This window comes from Thauera butanivorans NBRC 103042, from assembly GCF_001591165.1.
Lineage (GTDB): Bacteria > Pseudomonadota > Gammaproteobacteria > Burkholderiales > Rhodocyclaceae > Thauera > Thauera butanivorans.
The window spans coordinates 93,958-110,198 of sequence record NZ_BCUG01000020.1; the positions used below are offsets into that span (position 1 = coordinate 93,958).

Genomic DNA, 16,241 nt, shown 5'->3' on the forward strand with positions numbered 1-16,241 from the left:
CCGCTCAGGCGGCCTCCTCGATGAGTGCGTCGGCCAGGCGTGCGCGCCAGGCGTGTTCGCTGCCGATCAGTTGCCCGAGATGGCGGGCGCGGCGGTAGTGCAGATGGCAGTCCATCTCCCAGGTGAAGCCGATGCCGCCGTGCAGCTCGATGCCTTCCTCGGCGGCGACGACGTAGGCGCGGGTGGCGGCCACGCGCGCGGCTGCCGCGGCCCTGGGCAGCTCGGGCGCGTCGGACGACAGCGCCCAGGCGCCGTAGTAGGCATGCACCCGGGCGAGTTCGATCGCGGCGTAGATGTCGGCCATCTTGTGCTTGAGGGCCTGGAAGCTGCCGATCTGGCGGCCGAAGGCCTTGCGTTCCAGCGCGTAGTCGCGCGTCTGTTCGAGGATGCGCGCGGCGCCGCCGACCTGCTCGAAGGCCAGCAGCACCGCGGCGCCGTCGAGCACGCGGGCGGCGACGGCGGCGGCATCGGCCGTGGGCAGGCGTTCGGCCGGGGCGCGCTCGAAGCGGATCTCGGCGAGCGGGCGGGTCGGGTCCAGCGTCGGCACCGGCTCGCGGCTGACGCCGGCGCCGGCGAGGCCGGCCAGCACCAGCTCGCCGCCCACCCGCAGCACCGCCAGCCCGGCGATGCCGCCGTCGGCAAGGGCCGGGCTGGTGCCGGTGAGGGTTTCGCCGTCGAAGGCGAGCGGGGCGGGGGCGCGGTAGCGTTCGCGGCTGCCGAGCGCGGCGGTGGCGACGACTTCGCCGCTGGCGATCCGCGGCAGCCAGTGCCGTTTCTGCGCTTCGCTGCCGGCGCGCAGGAGGGCTTCGGCGGCGAGGTAGAAGCTGGAGGACAGCGGCACCGCGGCGAGGTGGCGGCCGGCTTCTTCGGCCACCAGGCATAGCTCCAGATGGCCGAGGCCGGCGCCGCCGTACTGCTCGGGAACGGCGGCGGCGACCGCGCCCATTTCGATCAGGTTGCGCCACGCTGCTGCGCAATGGCTGGCGCGGCCTTCGAGCACCTCGCGCACCGCCTGCGAGGTGCTGGTCTCGGCCAGCATGGTGCGCACTGCATCCTGCAGCAGGCGCTGGTCGTCGGAAAAATCGAAGTTCACTCTGTGCTCCGGGGCATGCCGCCGCCGGCTCCGGGGAGGCGGCGGGCGGGGGTGGCAGGGGCGTTCAGCGCGCGGCGGCCGGCGGCGTGACGCGCCGGGCGCCGTAGAAGGTCTGGCCGCGGGCCGCCATGTCGCGCAGCAGCGCGGGCGCGGCGTACTGCTCGCCGTAGCGCGCGGCGAGGCGGTCGCATTCGGCCACTACCTCGTCGATGCCGATCGTATCCATCATCGAGAACGGCCCGCCGAGGTAGGCCGGGAAGCCGACGCCGAGGATGGCGCCGACGTCGCCGTCGGCCGGGTCGATCAGCACGCCGTCGGCCATCGCCCGCGCGGCATCGACGAGCTGGGCGTAGAGCATGCGCGCCTTCACTTCATCGACCGAGGGCTGCTCGGCGAGGCGCGGGTAGAGCTCGGCCAGGCCGGGCCACAGCTTCTTGCTGCCGTCCTCGGCGTAGTCGAAGAAACCCTTGCCGTTCTTGCGCCCGTGGCGGCCGAGCTCGCCGGCCAGCTTCTCGACCAGGCGGAAGGTGGGCGTGGGCCGGAAGGCCGCGCCCTCGTCCTTCTTGCGCTGCTGGCTGGAGTGCCAGGCGGTGTCCAGGCCGATCTCGTCGGACACGGTGAGCGGGCCGACCGGGATGCCGGCCATCTTCGCCGCGTTCTCGATCAGCGCCGGGTTCACCCCCTCGGCGACCATCGCCAGGCTTTCGTTGATGTAGGCGCCGATGAAGCGGCTGGTGAAGAAGCCGGGGCCGTCGTTGACCACGATCGGCGTCTTCTTCATCGCCTGCGCCAGGTCCAGCGCGCGCGCCAGCGTCTCCGGCGAGGTCTTGCGGCCGCGGATGATCTCGACCAGCGGCATGCGCTCGACCGGCGAGAAGAAGTGCATGCCGATGAAGTTCTCCGGGCGGGCGCCGGCCTCGGCCAGCTCGCTGATCGGCAGTGCCGAGGTGTTGGAAGCGATCACCGCCTGCGGCGGCAGCACGGCGTCGAGCTTGCGCGTGATCTCGGCCTTGATCGCGCGATCCTCGAACACCGCCTCCACCACCAGCTCGACATCGGCCAGGCCGGCGTAGTCGGTGGTGGGATGGATGCGGGCGAGGATGGCGTCGGCCTTGTCCTGCGTCATGCGGCCCCTGGCGATGTCTTTCTCCAGGCGCTTGCTGGAATACGCCTTGCCCTTGTCGGCGGCGGCCTGGTCGCGGTCGATCAGCACGGTGTCGATGCCGAGCCTGGCGCAGTGGTAGGCGATGCCGGCCCCCATCAGGCCGGCGCCGACCACGCCGATCTTGCGGAAAGTCGTCTTCGGCACGCCTTCGGGGCGGTGCATCAGCTTGTCGGCCTTGCCCTTGTTGATGAACAGCGTGCGGATCATGTTGCGCGACACCGGGTCGAGCTGCAGCAGCGTGAAGTACTTGGCCTCGACCTCCAGCGCCTTGTCCATCGGCAGTTGCGGGCCTTCGTACAGGCAGGACAGGATGGCCTTGGGCGCGGGCAGGTTGTGGAAGGTCCTGGCCTGCAGCATGGCGTTGCTGACCACCAGCATCTGCGCCACCGCGGGCGAGGACGGGCCGGCGCCGCCGGGCAGCTTGAAGCCCTTCTTGTCCCACGGCTGCACCGGGTCGCCTTCCTCTACCAGCCAGCGCCGCGCCTCGGCGAGCAACTGCTCGGCCGGCACCACCTTGTGCACCAGGCCCATCTTCAGCGCCTTCTCGGCCGACAGCGCCTGGCCTTCCATCAGCACCGGCATCGCCGCCTGGATGCCGATCATGCGCGCCACGCGCTGGGTGCCGCCGCCGCCGGGCAGCAGGCCGACCTGCACTTCGGGCAGGCCGAGCTGGATGCCCTTCGCATCCGAGGCCACGCGGTAGTGGCAGGCGAGCGCGATCTCGGTGCCGCCGCCCAGCGCGGTGCCGTTGATCGCGCAGGCCACCGGCTTGCCGCAGGTTTCCATGCGGCGCAGCACGCGGGACAGGGAGGCGTTCATCCGCAGGCGTTCGGCCAGCGGCATGTCGTCGGCCTTGTCCAGGCCGGCTTCCATCTCCTTGAGGTCGGCGCCGGCGGCGAACACCGGCTTGCCCGAGGTGAAGATGGCGCCCTTGATCGCGTCGTCGGTGGCGAGGCGCTCGATCGCGGCCTCGATCTCGGCCATGAACTTCGTGTCCATGGTGTTCATGTTGCTGTCGCTGCGGTCGAAGAGCAGGGTGGCGATGCCGTCGGCGTCCACCGTGATGTGGATGACTTCACTCATGACTGTGTCGTTCCTTGAGGTATTCCGGTGGCGCTCAGACGAGCTCGATGATGGTGGCGGTGCCCATGCCGGCGGCCTCGCACAGCGTGACCAGGCCGGTGCCGACCTGGCGGCGTTCCATCTCGTCGAGCAGGGTGCCGAGGATCATGGCGCCGGTGGCGCCAAGCGGATGGCCCATGGCGATGGCGCCGCCGTTGACGTTGATGCGCTCGTGCGCCACGTCGAGGCGCTCCATCAGGCACAGCACGACCGACGAGAAGGCTTCGTTCAGCTCCCACAGGCCGATGTCGGCGGCGTTCATGCCGGCCTTCTTCAGCGCCTTCTGCGCGGCGAAGCTCGGCGCGTCGAGCATCAGCGTCGGCTCGGAGCCGACGGTGGCAACCGAACGGATGCGCGCGCGCGGCTTCAGCCCCGCGCGCGCGCCGGCCTCGGCGTTGCCCACCAGCACCGCGGCGGCGCCGTCGACGATGCCCGAGCTGTTGCCGGCGTGGTGCATGTGGTGGATGGCTTCGAGCTGCGGGTACTTCAGCAGCGCGACGCCGTCGAAGCCGTACTGCGTGCCCATGTCGAGGAAGGAAGGCTTGAGCGCGGCGAGCGATGCCAGCGTGGTGTCGGGGCGGATCGCCTCGTCCTGCGCCAGCACCGGCAGGCCGAGCACGTCCCTGACCGGCACCACCGAGCGGTCGAAGCGGCCCTCGGCCCAGGCCCGCGCGGCGCGGCGCTGGCTCTCCACCGCGTAGGCGTCGCACTGCTCGCGGGTGAAGCCGTGCAGCGTGGCGAGCAGGTCGGCGCTGACGCCCTGCATGGTGAAGTACATCTTGAAGGCCACCTGCGGGTCGAGCGCCATCGCGCCGCCGTCGCTGCCCATCGGCACCCGCGACATGCTCTCGACGCCGCCGCCGATCGCCATGTCGACCTGGCCGGAGGCGACCTTGGCGGCGGCGAAGTTGACCGCCTCCAGGCCCGAGCCGCAGTAGCGGTTCACCTGCATGCCGGGCACGCCGTGGTCGAAGCCGGCCACCAGCGCGGCGACGCGGGCGATGTTGCCGCCCTGTTCGCCCACCGGCACCACGCAGCCGAGCAGCACGTCCTCGACCAGCGTGCTGTCGAGCCGGTTGCGGTCGCGCACGGCCTGCAGCATCTGCGCGGCCAGTTGTACCGGGGTGATTTCGCTCAGTGCGCCGTCGGCCCTGCCCTTGCCACGGGGGGTGCGCACGTGATCGTAGATGAAGACGTCCGTCATGACTGTCCTTTGATGAATGCGGAGATCGGTAGAACGCGCCTGCCGGCGCATGCGGGGTACGTGCCACGAGGCAGTGTCCGCGATCCTGCAGGCGGAATGCTCAGGCCAATCCTAGGGCAAGCGCCAGGCTCGCGCGGAAATATGAGCAGTAAACCGAACATGCTTCGGTTAGTATGCGTAATTGTTTGAAAAGCATGATGTTTTTTGCAATGCAAAAATCCGAACAAATGTGCCGTGAAGCGTTTTGCCCGTGCCGGGTAGACGGTGCCGGCGGCAAGGAGGAGGCATGAGGGAAAAGAACGGCGCGCATGCCGGGTCCGGCAAGGATCGCACCGTGCGCGCACCCCGCGGGCCCGCGGCCCCGGCGGGCGGGGCCGGCGCCGCCCGGCGTGCCGTGCCTTCGCAGGCGCGTGCCCGGTTCACCGTGGAGGCGATCCTCGACGCCGCCGGCGAGATTCTGCGCACGCAGGGCGTCGATGCCGTCACCACGCGCAACGTGGCTGCGCGCGCCGGAGTATCGGTCGGGGCGGTTTACCAATACTTCCCCAACAAGGAGGCGATCCTGATCGAGATCAGCAAGCGCATCATGGACGAGGCGTCCGTCGCGGCCTCGCCGGAACTCTTCCGCCTGCACCGCCAGTCGCTGGACGAACTGCTGCAGGCGCTGTTTCGCCGCACGGTGAGCACGGAGATCCGGCTGCTGTCACTCGGCAAGGATTTTTACCGGCGCTATGCGCGGCACATGCAGTTCGGCCGGGCGCAGGGGCTGGGGCGCGGCGACTGCAGCTCCGAGCAGCTCGTGGCGAACATGGAGCGCCTGTTGCGGCAGCACGCCGACGCGGTCGGCGAGCCGGACACCGGGCTCGCCGCCTTCATGCTGGTGCGCGGCATGCGCATCCTGCTGGCGACCCTCGTCGAGGAGCGCCCGGAGCTGCTCGATTCGCCCTCGCTGGTGCCGATGCTGGTGCGCATCGCGCGGGCCATGGCCGACTCCGGCGGGGAGGCCCCGCCGGGCTGAGCCCGGTTGGCGGCGACGGCAGGAAAAAGGGCGCCGACCATGCCGTCGGCGCCCTTGCGGGATGGGGAGGCCGGGGCCTCAGGAGCGCAGGGGCTGTGCCGCCACGGCGGGTTCGGCGGTGCGCGGCACCGAGGTGTGGGAATCGGCGGTGGCGGAGGCCGTGGTGGTGGCCGGCGCCCGGGCCTTGCCCGCGGGTGTCTCGCGGCCCACGCCCAGCCAGCACGCCAGGGCGGGCAGCAGGAAGATCGCGCCGAGCACGTTCACCAGGAACATGAAGGCCAGCAGGATGCCCATGTCGGCCTGGAACTTCAGCGCCGAGAAGGCCCAGGTGCCGACGCCGATCGACATCGTCACCGCGGTGAACACGGCGGCGGTGCCGCGCTGGCGCATCGCTTCGTAGAAGGCCTCGCGCAGGCCATAGCCGCGCTCGGCCATCTCGTGCTGCAGGCGCTCGTAGATGTAGATGCCGTAATCCACGCCGACGCCGACGCCGAGCGCGATCACCGGCAGCGTGGCGACCTTGAGGCCGATGCCCAGCAGCGCCATCAGCGCGTTGCACATGATGGTCACCAGCATCAGCGGCACGATCACGCACAGCACCGCGCGCCAGGAGCGGAAGGTCAGCCAGCACAGCAGCGAGATCGAGGCGAAGATCGAAGCCAGCATCTGCACTTCGGCCTTCTCGACCGCCTCGTTGGTGGCGATCGCCACGCCCGCGTTGCCGCCTGCGAGGCGGAAGGTGGCGTTCGGCGTCTTGTCCTCGGCGATGAACTTGCGGACTTCGTCGACGACGTGCTTGAGCGTCGGGCCCTGGTGGTCGGTCAGGTACACCGACAGGTGGATCGTCTTGCAGCCGTGCGAGTTGAGGCCGTTCTCGGGGTTGGCGGCGCGGCCGCCGGTGCGCAGCGCCGCTTCGGTACGCTGCAGCGCTGCCCAGCGCGGATTGGCCTCGTTGTTGCCGGCGGCGTACAGCTTGGCCATGCTGGCCACGGTGCTGACCGACTGCACGCCGTCGACGCCGCGCATGCGCAGGTCGAAACGTTCCACCGCGTTCATGACTTCCCAGTTCAGGCAGGCTTCCTCGAGGTTCTCGGTCTCGACGTAGACCGACAGCACGTCCATGCCGATCGAGTAATTGCTGATGATTGCGTCGTTGTCCCGGTTGTAGCGGGAATCGGCGTGCAGTTCGGGGACGCCGCTGCCGATGTCGCCGGTCTGCAGCTGGCGCGAGTACCAGGTGGCGGTGGCCAGCAGGGCCAGCATGACGACGAAGGTGACGAGTGCCGGGCGCGGCTCGGACAGGGCCGACACCTTCCACCACATCGGGTGCTTCTCCTTGTTGTCCACCGGCTGGTCCAGCGCCATGCGCTCCAGGTGCAGGTGCGACAGGATGATGGGCATGAACATCTTGTTGGTCATGATCATCAGTGCGACACCGAGGCAGGCGGTGAGGCCCAGCTCATGCACGATCGGGATGTCGATGACCATGATGACGAGAAAGCCCAGGGCATTGGCGAGCAGTGCCATGATGCCGGGCACCGCGAGCTTGCGGAACGCGCCCTCGGCCGCTTCCATCGCGGTTTCGCCGGCGAGCACGTCCTGCTTCCAGGCGTTGGTCATCTGCACCGCGTGGGAGACGCCGATCGAGAAGATCAGGAAGGGCACCAGCACCGACATCGGGTCGATGCCGTAGCCGATCAGCGGCAGGATGCCCAGCAGCCAGATCACCGGCAGCAGCGCCACGGCGATGGCGAGCACGGTGAGCTTGAGCGAGCGCGAGTACAGCCACAGCAGCAGCGAGGTGATGACGAAGGCGATGGCGAAGAACATCACCACCGTGAACAAGCCCTCCATGACGTCGCCCATGACCTTGGCGAAGCCGACGATCTGGATGTCGATCCTGTCGTCGGCGAACTGGGTGCGGATCGCTTCGAGCTTGCGAGCGACTTCGGCGTAGTCGAGCTTCTCGCCGGTGTCCGGGCTGACTTCGAGCAGATCGGCCTGTACCAGCGCCGACTTGAGGTCGTTGGCGACCAGGCGGCCGACCACGCCCGACTTGGCGACGTTGGTGCGCACCTGGTTCAGGCCCTCGTCGGTGGCCTCGAAGCGGGCGGGGATCACGACGTCGCCGTTGAAGCCTTCCTCGGTGACTTCGATGTAGCGCACGTTGGGCGTGAAGATCGAGCGCACGCTGCCGCGGTTGACGCCTGGAGTGAAGAATATCTCGTCATTGACCTTGCGCAGCACCGGCAGGAAATCGGCGTTGTAGATGTCGCCTTCGCCCTTCCATTGCACGCTGACCAGGATGCGGTTGGCGCCGGAGAACGTGCCCGAGTGCTCCAGGAAAGCCGCCATGTACTCGTGCTTGAGCGGAATCAGTTTGTTGAAGCCGGGGTCGAGGCGGGTGTTGAGCGCCGAATAGCCGAGGCCCAGCGTCAACAGCATGAAGAACAGGCCGAGCGGCTTGCGCCACCGGATCAGCATGCGGGCCATGACGGCGACGAAGGCGTCCGTCCGGGAGGGGGTGTGGGCGTGGCTCATTCGGTGGCTCCGTCTTGCGTGTTCCGTGGGGCGGGAGAGGGCGTGCGAACCTGCAGGCCGCCGTCGCTCGACAGTAGCCAGCGGCCGTCGCGGGCAAGGGCGATGTCGGTCAGGCTGGCGCGGCCTTCGCGATTGGCGATGTCGAAATGCCGGCCGCCGTCCTTGCTCGACAGCACCATGCCGCCCTGGCCGACGAGCAGCAGTTCACCGCCGGGAAGCAGGGCGTGGCCGTAGATCGAGACCGGCGCAGGAATCCTCGCGGCCTGCCAGGAATCGCCGCCGTCGGCGCTGGTGAAGACGTTGCCGCGCATGCCGTAGGCCACCCAGCGTTTGCCGCCGAGGTGGGCCGCGCCATACAGCGAGCCGTTGTAGAAGGGCGGAACGATCTCCCAGTTGCCGCCGCCATCGTCCGAGCGCAGCACGGTGCCGGCCTCGCCGACGATCAGCCAGTGGCGGCCGTCGGCCGACGAGGCGATGTCGTTCAGGTGCCAGTCGCTCAGGTCGGGAAGCGTGTCCGGCGACCAGCTGCGGCCGTCGTCGGTCGAGCGCAGCACCTGGCCGAAGGCGCCGATGGCCAGCCAGTCGCCGGTGGGAAGCCGGCGCGCCGACATCAGCGGTTCGCCGTTGGACTCGGTGAAATGGGTTTCCTGCCAGTTCAGGCCGCCGTCCTCGGTGCGCAGGATCCAGCCTTCATGTCCCAGCGCCAGGCCGTGAATCTCGTCGGCGAAGACGATGCGCGTGATCAGCGCCTGCCTGTCCTGCGACAGCCTGGCCTGATGCCAGCTCCGGCCTTCGTCCGCCGATACCAGGATCGAGCCGATTTCGCCGGCGGTGACGATGCCCGCCTTGCTGCGCTCGATGGTGGTGAGCTGCATGCGATCGACCGGGATGCGGGTCTCCTGCAGCGGCGGCACGTGCCGGGGTGAAAAAGAATAAATGCTGGCAGCTGCGACGATCAGTGCCATGGCCATGCCTACGGGGGCGAGCATGGAGCGTCTCCTTTGTTGTTCCGGATGCCGTCCGCACGGGGGCGGCAGGGTGTGCCCATTATTGGCGCATGGTGGACAGGAACATCGTCCAAAAGGGTTATTGCCGCAACCTGCTTGCGAGCGCAAGCCGCGGATCAGGGCCGATCCGTGCGCCGGGCGCGGTCGCCCCCGGGGTGGCCGCGCCGGCCGTCGCGCCAGGGGGCGGCGACCGCGTCGGATGGGCGGAGGCTGGCAGCGTCCATGTCCGCCGCCGTCAGCAACCGGCGGCGGTAAGTGCCGCCGTTGCCTGCGCGGGGCCGGGCTCCCCGGCGGCCGGCTGGTAGAGGGTCGTGCGCAGGTGCAGCGGGCGGCCGGCAGCGGCGGCGATCGAGCGCATGTCCTCGTCGTCCATGCGCTGGCCGTTGGCGCCGCCGGCGGCACGGGTGATCGATTCGTACATCAGCGTGCCGCCGAGATCGTTGGCGCCGGCGCGCAGGCACAGGGCCGCGCCTTCGCGCCCCATCTTGACCCAGGATGTCTGGATGTTCGCGATCAACTCGCCGAACACCAGGCGAGGCACGGCATGCATCAGGATCGCTTCGCGCAGGGTCGGTCCGGTGCGCGCCTGGCCCTTGTGCCAGCATGGCGACTCCATGTGCACGAAAGGCAGCGGGACGAATTCCGTGAAGCCCCCGGTTTCGGCCTGCAGGCTGCGGATGCGCAGCAGGTGCCGCGCCCAGTGGCGAGGCGTGTCGACGTGGCCGAACATGATCGTCGCCGTGCTGCGGATGCCGGCCCGGTGCGCCGAGCGCATGACCTCGAGCCACTCGGCGGTGTTCAGCTTGTCCGGACAGAGGATGGCGCGCACTTCGTCGTCGAGGATCTCAGCCGCGGTGCCGGGCAGCGAGCCGAGCCCGGCGTCGCGCAGGCGCAGGACGTAGTCGGTGACGGACAGGCCCAGCGTGCGTGCGCCATGGAGGATCTCGAGCGGCGAGAAGGCGTGGATGTGCATGTCCGGCGCCGCGTTCCTGACCGCACGCACCAGTGCCAGGTAGGTATTGCCGTCGTAGTCCGGGTGGATGCCGCCCTGCATGCAGATTTCGCGGGCGCCCTGCGACCAGGCTTCGTGCGCCCGGCGGGCCACCTCGGCGGCATCGAGCAGGTAGGCCGGACCGCGCAGCGTGCTGGCGGCATGGCTCTTGGCGAACGCGCAGAAGCCGCAGCGGTGCAGGCAGATGTTGGTGTAGTTGAGGTTGCAGTTGCGGACGTAGGACACGCTGTCTCCGGCGAGCCGGCGGCGCAGCGCGTCGGCGGCGTGCACGATGGCGGCGAAATCCGCGCCCCGGGCGGAGAACAGCCTGGCGATCTCTTCCTCGCCGGGAGTGCGGCCGGCTTCGGCGCGGGCGAGGATGGCGGCGATTTCCGCGCTGGCACGTACATTCGCGGCGGCGGGCACCAGCGGCGCGTGATCGCCGTCGGGCTTCATGCCGGCGCCGGCAAGCCAGCGGCCCTCGCGCACCCAGCCGTCGGCGTCGACACCGCGCAGCACGGCCTGGCGGATATCGCCTGCGGTCCAGCGTCCGGCTTCGCGCGCGAAGGCGGGGGCGAGCGCCAGGCGCTCGACCAGCCGGCGTTCGCAGGCGGCCGTCTCGATCGCCAGGCGTTCGAGTTCCGGCCAGGCCGCCTCCGGGTTGACGTGGTCGATGGTGACGGGGGAGATGCCGCCCCAGTCGTTCACGCCGGCATCGAGCAGGGCCTGAAGTTCACCCGCGCGCAGGTTTGGCGGCGCCTGGATCGACATGCGGGCGCCGAACACCAGGCGGGCCATCGCGATCGCCCGGGCGTGCTCGGCCAGCGTGGGCTCGGCGGCGCGGGCCATCGGTGTGCGTGGCTTGGCGCGGAAGTTCTGCACGATGATTTCCTGCAGATTGCCGTGATCCTCGTGCAGCGCGCGCAGCGCGAGCAGCGCTTCGACCCGTTCCATGGGCGTCTCGCCGATGCCGATCAGGATGCCGCTGGTCATCGCCACGCCGGCTTCGCCGGCCGCGGCGAGAGTCGCCAGGCGTGCGTCGGGGGCTTTGTCGGGGCAGTTCCAGTGTGCCTGGCCGCGCTCGCCGAGGCGGCTCGCCGCGGTCTCGAGCATGATGCCCATCGACGCGGCGTGCGGGCGCAGCCGGGCGATTTCGGCCGCGCTCAGGTTGCCGGCATTGACGTGCGGCAGCAGGCCGGCTTCCCGGAACACGCATTCGGCCAGTTCGGCGACGTAGTCGATGGTGCTGGCGTGGCCGAGCGCCTGCAGCGCATCGCGGGCGGCGCGGTAGCGCAGTTCGGGCTTTTCGCCGAGCGTGAACAGGGCCTCGCGGCAGCCGGCGGCAGCGCCGGCGCGGGCGATCTGCAGCACTTCCTCGCGGCTCAGGAAGGCGCTCGGCACGGCCCGGGGCGAGGCTGCGAAGGTGCAGTAGCCGCAGACGTTGCGGCACAGGCGGGTGACCGGGATGAAGACCTTGCGCGAGTGGCCGACCAGGCGGCCGTGGCCTTCGAGGGTCAGCGCCCGGGCGCAGGCCAGCAGCGCATCGGCGGGGGCGCCGGCGGCAATGGAACGGAGCTGTGCATCGCTCAGCCGTGCTCCGCTGCGTGCGAGGGCGAGAAATGCTGCGGGCGTGTCGTCCATCGGGTCATGTTCCAGTGCGGGAGGAAGGGCTCGAGCAGGCCGGCCCGCGGGCCGGAGAAGTGCTGCAGGTCGGCCGGTTCGTCGATGTCCACGGCGAAGCCCGGCAGCGTGATGACGGTGTGCTCCCGGGCGCGGGCGCGCGCTTCGTGCAGATGCCGTTCGAAGCTGGCCGCGCCGAAATGGAAGCCGAAGCCGCCCGGCGGGGACAGGAAGATCGCGTTGGTGCCGCTGCCGTGGCGGTCCGGGGCGAAGCCCAGGCCGGCCGGACGGCTGTGCCGCACGAAGGTGTCCACCTCGTCGGCGCGCAGCGACGGCAGGTCGGCGTGGAGGATGAGGATCTCGTCCGCGCCCTGCGCCATCGCCTGGCGGCGTCCGGCGTCGAGCGCGTGGTTGAGGCCGCCGCCCGGATCGGCGAGCGTGATCACGCCGTGCGGGACGATCCCGGGGTCGGGCGTGACCACCGCCACCCGGTCGATCTCGCCGGCGGCTCCGAGCGCATCGAGCACGCGCTCGAACATCGCCCGCACCAGTTGCGTCCGCTGCGTGCCGGACAGGGTGCCGGCGAGCCGGGTCTTGCCCAGATGCGGCGGCTTGAGCGCGAGCAGGGCCCAGCAGCTCATGATCCGGCTCCCGGGCGCGGCAGCGCGGTGAAGCTGGCCCGGGGCAGCATGCTCACTCTGCCGCGGCGCCGATGTCGAGCTGGCCGGTGATCCGGATGCCCGCGCCGTCGACCCGGTAAGTCTTGTTCAGGAAGATCAGCACCGAGGTCAGCGCCTCCGCTGCCGCCGAACTGGCCAGCCCGCCCGCATGCAGGCCGCGCAGCCCGGCACGGTTCGCCAGCTCCACGGCGACTGCGCGGGCCTGCCTGTCGTCGCCGAACACCAGCACGTCGCAGTCCACGGTCTCGTCGGTGGCGAGCTTGTGGGCGGCGACGTTGTGGAATGCGGAAACCAGACGCACGTCCTCGCCCAGCAGCGCGCGGGCGCGCAGCGCGGCACAGCCCTCGGGCGGCAGTTGCACCCGCATGACTTTCGGCGGCACGAGCGGGACCGTGGTATCGATGACGATCTTGCCGGCGACGACCGGGCGGATTTCCTCGAGGATGCCTTGCTGGGAGGCGAAGGGTACGGTGACGACGACGATGCCGGCAGCGCGCGCCGCCTCGAGATTGGTTGCGGCGCGGATCGTCGTGCCCAGCCCGGCGCCGAGGCGCGCGGCCGCTTCGGCGGCCTTGCCAGCGGTGCGCGAGCCGATGATCACTTGCCTGCCGGCTTTTGCCCAGCGGCGGGCGAGGGCGGCACCGAGCTTGCCGGTGCCGCCGAGGACGGCGATCGTGTTTTCCATGATGTGTCTTGCTCCGTGGATTCAGATGCGGCCGGATCGCGGCGCCGGCGATGGATCCGTAGCGCTTTGCCTCAGGCCTCGATCGCACCTTATGCCCGGCCCGGAGCGGCGGCATCGCTTGATTGGGTGATGGGGTGTGTCAAATGCGGACAGCGTTGGTGGCGACCGGTGCGGCCGCCGCGCGGCAGGCTGGGAGAGGAAGAATGCGCAGCTGCGCCGTGGCCTTGGTATCGATTGCGGCCAAAAGACGTGCTCAGCGGGACTCTGCCGCCTTCGCCGCGCCGCCGGCCTGCGCTTCTTTGGCAATGTGTCGGGGAAGCGCAGGGTCGCACCGTCGGCCCTCGGCCTGCCGAAGGGCTGCCCCGGCCGGGACAGGGGCCCGGCGGGCCCGGATGGAGCTGCGTTTTCCTGGTTGAGTCAGATCAAAGGAATGCGTGGTGAAGATGCTTATCCTCGGACAGCGCTGTGACAGGGGCTGCGGCGGCTCGGCCGTCTTCGGGGAGTGGCCTGCTCGTCGAGCCATGGGCGGACGGGGCTGATTTCAGGGGTGTGCTCATGGTCGATACCGAATTGGAAGGCTTGTTCCGGATGTCCGGCCTGCAGGTGGGCGAATACGATCAACTCACCACCCTGATCTATGCCGGGGCGCGGGAGCCGGTCCCATGGACCGCCTTTCTCAATCGCCTGCACGAATTGCTGGACGCGAACTACGTGACGATGATCCTGCGGCTGCCGTCGCCGGAACATTCCTGGCAGGTAGTGTTTGCCGGCGAAGCCAGGCCGGCGATCGCGGAGATGTACAACACCTTCTTCTACGCGGTGGACCCCTTCGTCAACCTGCCCGTCGATCGTGTCGTCACGGTCGAGGAAATCGTCAGGGAAGAGGACTGGCTGCGCAGCGCGATCTACCAGGAGTTCCTGCTGCCGCTGGGCGTGCGCCATTACCTGGGCGCGGACATCGGCGGCGACGGCGAGGTGAGCTGCCGCTTCCGCGTGAGCCGCGCCGCCCGTAGCGGCAACTTCGGCACCCGGGAGCGCGCGATCTGCCAACTGCTGCTGCCGCACATCAAGAGCGCGGTGAAGCTGCGCAGCCTCATCGACGTGGCCGAGGCCGAGCGCTCGCTCTACGCGGGCACGCTGGAGCGCCTGTCGGTCGGTGCGGTGATCCTCGACAAGACGGGCCGGATCCAGCATACGAACAGGGCCGCGGCGCAGATCCTCGCCGACCGCGACGGACTCGGCGTGACCAATGGCGTCCTGCAGGCCTCGCTCGGCCATGAAGGCAGGGAACTGCGGCGCCTGATCGAGGATGCGATCAAGGGCGAACTGCCGCCCGGGCCGCAGGTGGTTTCGGGCATGTCGCTGACGCGCCCGTCCGGCCGCCCGAACCTGGGGATCGTGGTGAGGGCGGCACCGCCCACGGAATGGTCGGAGTCTTCCGATCGGCCGGCGGTCGTCGTCATCATCCGCGACGCCGAGCAGAAGCTGCAGGCATCCCAGAACACCCTCAAGCGGCTGTACGGATTCACGCCGGCCGAGTCGATGATCGTGCTGAAGCTGCTGGAAGGCCTGACGGTGGAAGAGGCTTCCGAGCAACTGGGCATCAGCCGCAATACCGCCCGCTGCCAGTTGCGCGGCGTCTTTGCCAAGACCGGCGTCACGCGGCAGACCGAACTGGTGCGGCTGCTGCTCAACGGGGTGGCGCCGCTGGCCTGAGCGGCCACCGGGGTTTTCGCTGCCGTAGGGCCCGCATGCGGATCGGCGCGGGGCGGCCTGGCCGGATTCCGGCACCGGAAGGCGGAGGCGGGACCACCTCCGGCATGATCCTAAAAACCTCATTTACCCCACGCCACCGGCATGACAGGTCAGCCAACGGAGTGCTTGGGGCGCTCCGTTGGCTGCGAGGGTGCGCTTGAGGTGCTCGCAGCAGCGTATCCAGACCGATCCGGAGCCCAACCGCTCCGCAGTCTCTCTCAAGCACCCCTGAAGCTGGCTGGATACGCGCATGAGCACCTCTCGGGCCTTGCCGAAATAGGCATGTTGGCCGGTGAGCATGATCGTGGTCTGACCCGCATGGGAACTCGCCCGCCCGGTCGCGGTAGAGCTGGCCGAGCGAGAGGACTTCATGCGCCAGGTTGGTGACCAGCACGGCATACTCGTAGCCGGTGATGCGCTTGCCGTCCTTGCGCTTGGCCTCGATGAAGCCCAGCAACTGCTGCCCGCCATCCTCCTCCTGGATGACGAGCAGCTCGCCCTGCAAGGGGCGACGCAGTACGACCACGCGGCGCGTGTCTTCCCAGCCGCTGAGTGCAAGCCGACTGTCGATCCCTTCCCAGCCCTGGCCCGCATCACACCAGCCCGAGCCTCGGAACAGACGCTCGATGTGGCGTTTGACGTTCTTCGACAGACGCAGCTTGAACAGGTAGGGCTGGGCGCGCGCTTCGAGCTCACGCATGATGCCGTCCGAGCCGAAGCCGCAATCGCCACGCACCATCTTCGTGCCTTCGATGGGCGGGCAGTTCATCGAGGAGGCTGAGCAAGCCGGGCAAGGTGTGACTGCCCGAGTGCGCGCTGCCCGCTTTGACCTCGACCCCCATCGCCAGGCGCAGCCCGGCCATCAGGTAGGTGTGGTAACTGTGCGAAGGCCGGCCCGGCTTCTTCGGGTTGTACGACACCACCGCGCCTTCCTGCTTGCCGTACAGCGGCTTGATCGTCGTGTCGATGTCCAGAATCCACGGCACATCGAGCAAGGGCGCGGTGCTCTCGTGCAGATGAAGCCGCGCTGCGTGCTGCGCTGGCTGCCTTCATCGAATGAACCCTGAGGCGGTTCGGCCTGCGTGTCGTTGCGCCTGACGATGGTGCCGGGCCTTTGGCCGATCACCTCGTGACGGGCATGGGCGGTTTCGCCGCCCGCCGATTTCCCCGCAAGCATCGCGTCATTCGAGGCCCCATTCTCGATAGGCAGCATATTCCGGGTGCAAGCCGACCCGCCCGGAGTATGCCCGTAATCTTTTACTATATATCTCTCATATGTTACCGTTATCGCTTCTCATGGATCGATACGGGAGCCACGGCCATGAACCGTCTTCTGGTCGCCCACACCCCCCTTGGCGAT

General features: G+C 69.3%; 12 protein-coding genes. 2 read left to right on the top strand and 10 right to left on the bottom strand.

The genetic code is table 11. The annotated features are described in order from the left end of the window. Nucleotides 1-4 precede the first annotated feature (4 nt). The 3 genes from TBU01S_RS10060 to TBU01S_RS10070 form a co-directional block, all read right to left on the bottom strand. Nucleotides 5-1,093: an acyl-CoA dehydrogenase family protein gene (locus tag TBU01S_RS10060; protein ID WP_068636509.1), complete on the bottom strand. Its 1,089-nt coding sequence runs from the start codon at nt 1,091-1,093 to the stop codon at nt 5-7. Between the two features lie 64 nt (nt 1,094-1,157). Continuing rightward, nucleotides 1,158-3,341: an FAD-dependent oxidoreductase gene (locus tag TBU01S_RS10065; RefSeq protein WP_068636510.1), complete on the bottom strand. Its 2,184-nt coding sequence runs from the start codon at nt 3,339-3,341 to the stop codon at nt 1,158-1,160. Between the two features lie 34 nt (nt 3,342-3,375). After that, on the bottom strand, nt 3,376-4,584 hold the full coding sequence (locus TBU01S_RS10070) for an acetyl-CoA C-acetyltransferase (RefSeq protein WP_068636511.1): 1,209 nt from the start codon (nt 4,582-4,584) through the stop codon (nt 3,376-3,378). 286 nt (nt 4,585-4,870) lie between these two features. Here TBU01S_RS10070 and TBU01S_RS10075 point away from each other — a divergent pair, with 286 nt between their 5' ends. After that, nucleotides 4,871-5,602 (top strand): TetR/AcrR family transcriptional regulator, encoded by a 732-nt coding sequence (locus TBU01S_RS10075; protein WP_083953550.1) that lies wholly within the window; start codon nt 4,871-4,873, stop codon nt 5,600-5,602. Nucleotides 5,603-5,680: 78 nt separating this feature from the next. Here the strand turns inward: TBU01S_RS10075 and TBU01S_RS10080 are convergent, their stop codons facing one another. The 5 genes from TBU01S_RS10080 to npdG form a co-directional block, all read right to left on the bottom strand. Continuing rightward, nucleotides 5,681-8,143, bottom strand: a complete 2,463-nt coding sequence (locus TBU01S_RS10080) for an efflux RND transporter permease subunit (RefSeq protein ID WP_068636512.1) — start codon at nt 8,141-8,143, stop codon at nt 5,681-5,683. Beyond that, the gene (locus TBU01S_RS10085; protein ID WP_068636513.1) at nt 8,140-9,132 is read right to left on the bottom strand and encodes a WD40/YVTN/BNR-like repeat-containing protein; all 993 of its coding nucleotides are present in this window, start codon (nt 9,130-9,132) and stop codon (nt 8,140-8,142) included. Before TBU01S_RS10085 ends, TBU01S_RS10080 begins: the two co-directional genes overlap by 4 nt. Nucleotides 9,133-9,385: 253 nt before the next feature. After that, the gene (cofH, locus tag TBU01S_RS10090; protein WP_068636514.1) at nt 9,386-11,782 is read right to left on the bottom strand and encodes a 5-amino-6-(D-ribitylamino)uracil--L-tyrosine 4-hydroxyphenyl transferase CofH; all 2,397 of its coding nucleotides are present in this window, start codon (nt 11,780-11,782) and stop codon (nt 9,386-9,388) included. After that, entirely contained in the window at nt 11,728-12,402 is a 675-nt protein-coding gene (gene cofC, locus TBU01S_RS10095) for a 2-phospho-L-lactate guanylyltransferase (RefSeq protein ID WP_068636515.1), read from the bottom strand. Before cofC ends, cofH begins: the two co-directional genes overlap by 55 nt. A gap of 52 nt (nt 12,403-12,454) precedes the next feature. After that, nucleotides 12,455-13,126, bottom strand: coding sequence for an NADPH-dependent F420 reductase (npdG, locus tag TBU01S_RS10100; protein ID WP_068636516.1), 672 nt, complete (start codon nt 13,124-13,126; stop codon nt 12,455-12,457). A 555-nt stretch (nt 13,127-13,681) separates the two neighbouring features. Here npdG and TBU01S_RS10105 point away from each other — a divergent pair. After that, the gene (locus TBU01S_RS10105) at nt 13,682-14,842 is read left to right on the top strand and encodes a helix-turn-helix transcriptional regulator (RefSeq protein WP_068636517.1); all 1,161 of its coding nucleotides are present in this window, start codon (nt 13,682-13,684) and stop codon (nt 14,840-14,842) included. Here the strand turns inward: TBU01S_RS10105 and TBU01S_RS10110 are convergent. Continuing rightward, a complete protein-coding gene (locus TBU01S_RS10110) occupies nt 14,817-15,581 on the bottom strand; it encodes a hypothetical protein (RefSeq protein ID WP_157659123.1) in 765 nt (254 codons plus the stop codon). The two genes, TBU01S_RS10105 and TBU01S_RS10110, sit on opposite strands and share 26 nt — an antisense overlap. Next, nucleotides 15,574-15,876 carry a hypothetical protein gene (locus TBU01S_RS24485; protein ID WP_068636519.1) on the bottom strand — a complete coding sequence of 101 codons (303 nt, stop codon included), beginning with the start codon at nt 15,874-15,876 and terminating at the stop codon, nt 15,574-15,576. The genes TBU01S_RS10110 and TBU01S_RS24485 overlap by 8 nt, the downstream gene beginning before the upstream one ends. Nucleotides 15,877-16,241 lie beyond the last annotated feature (365 nt).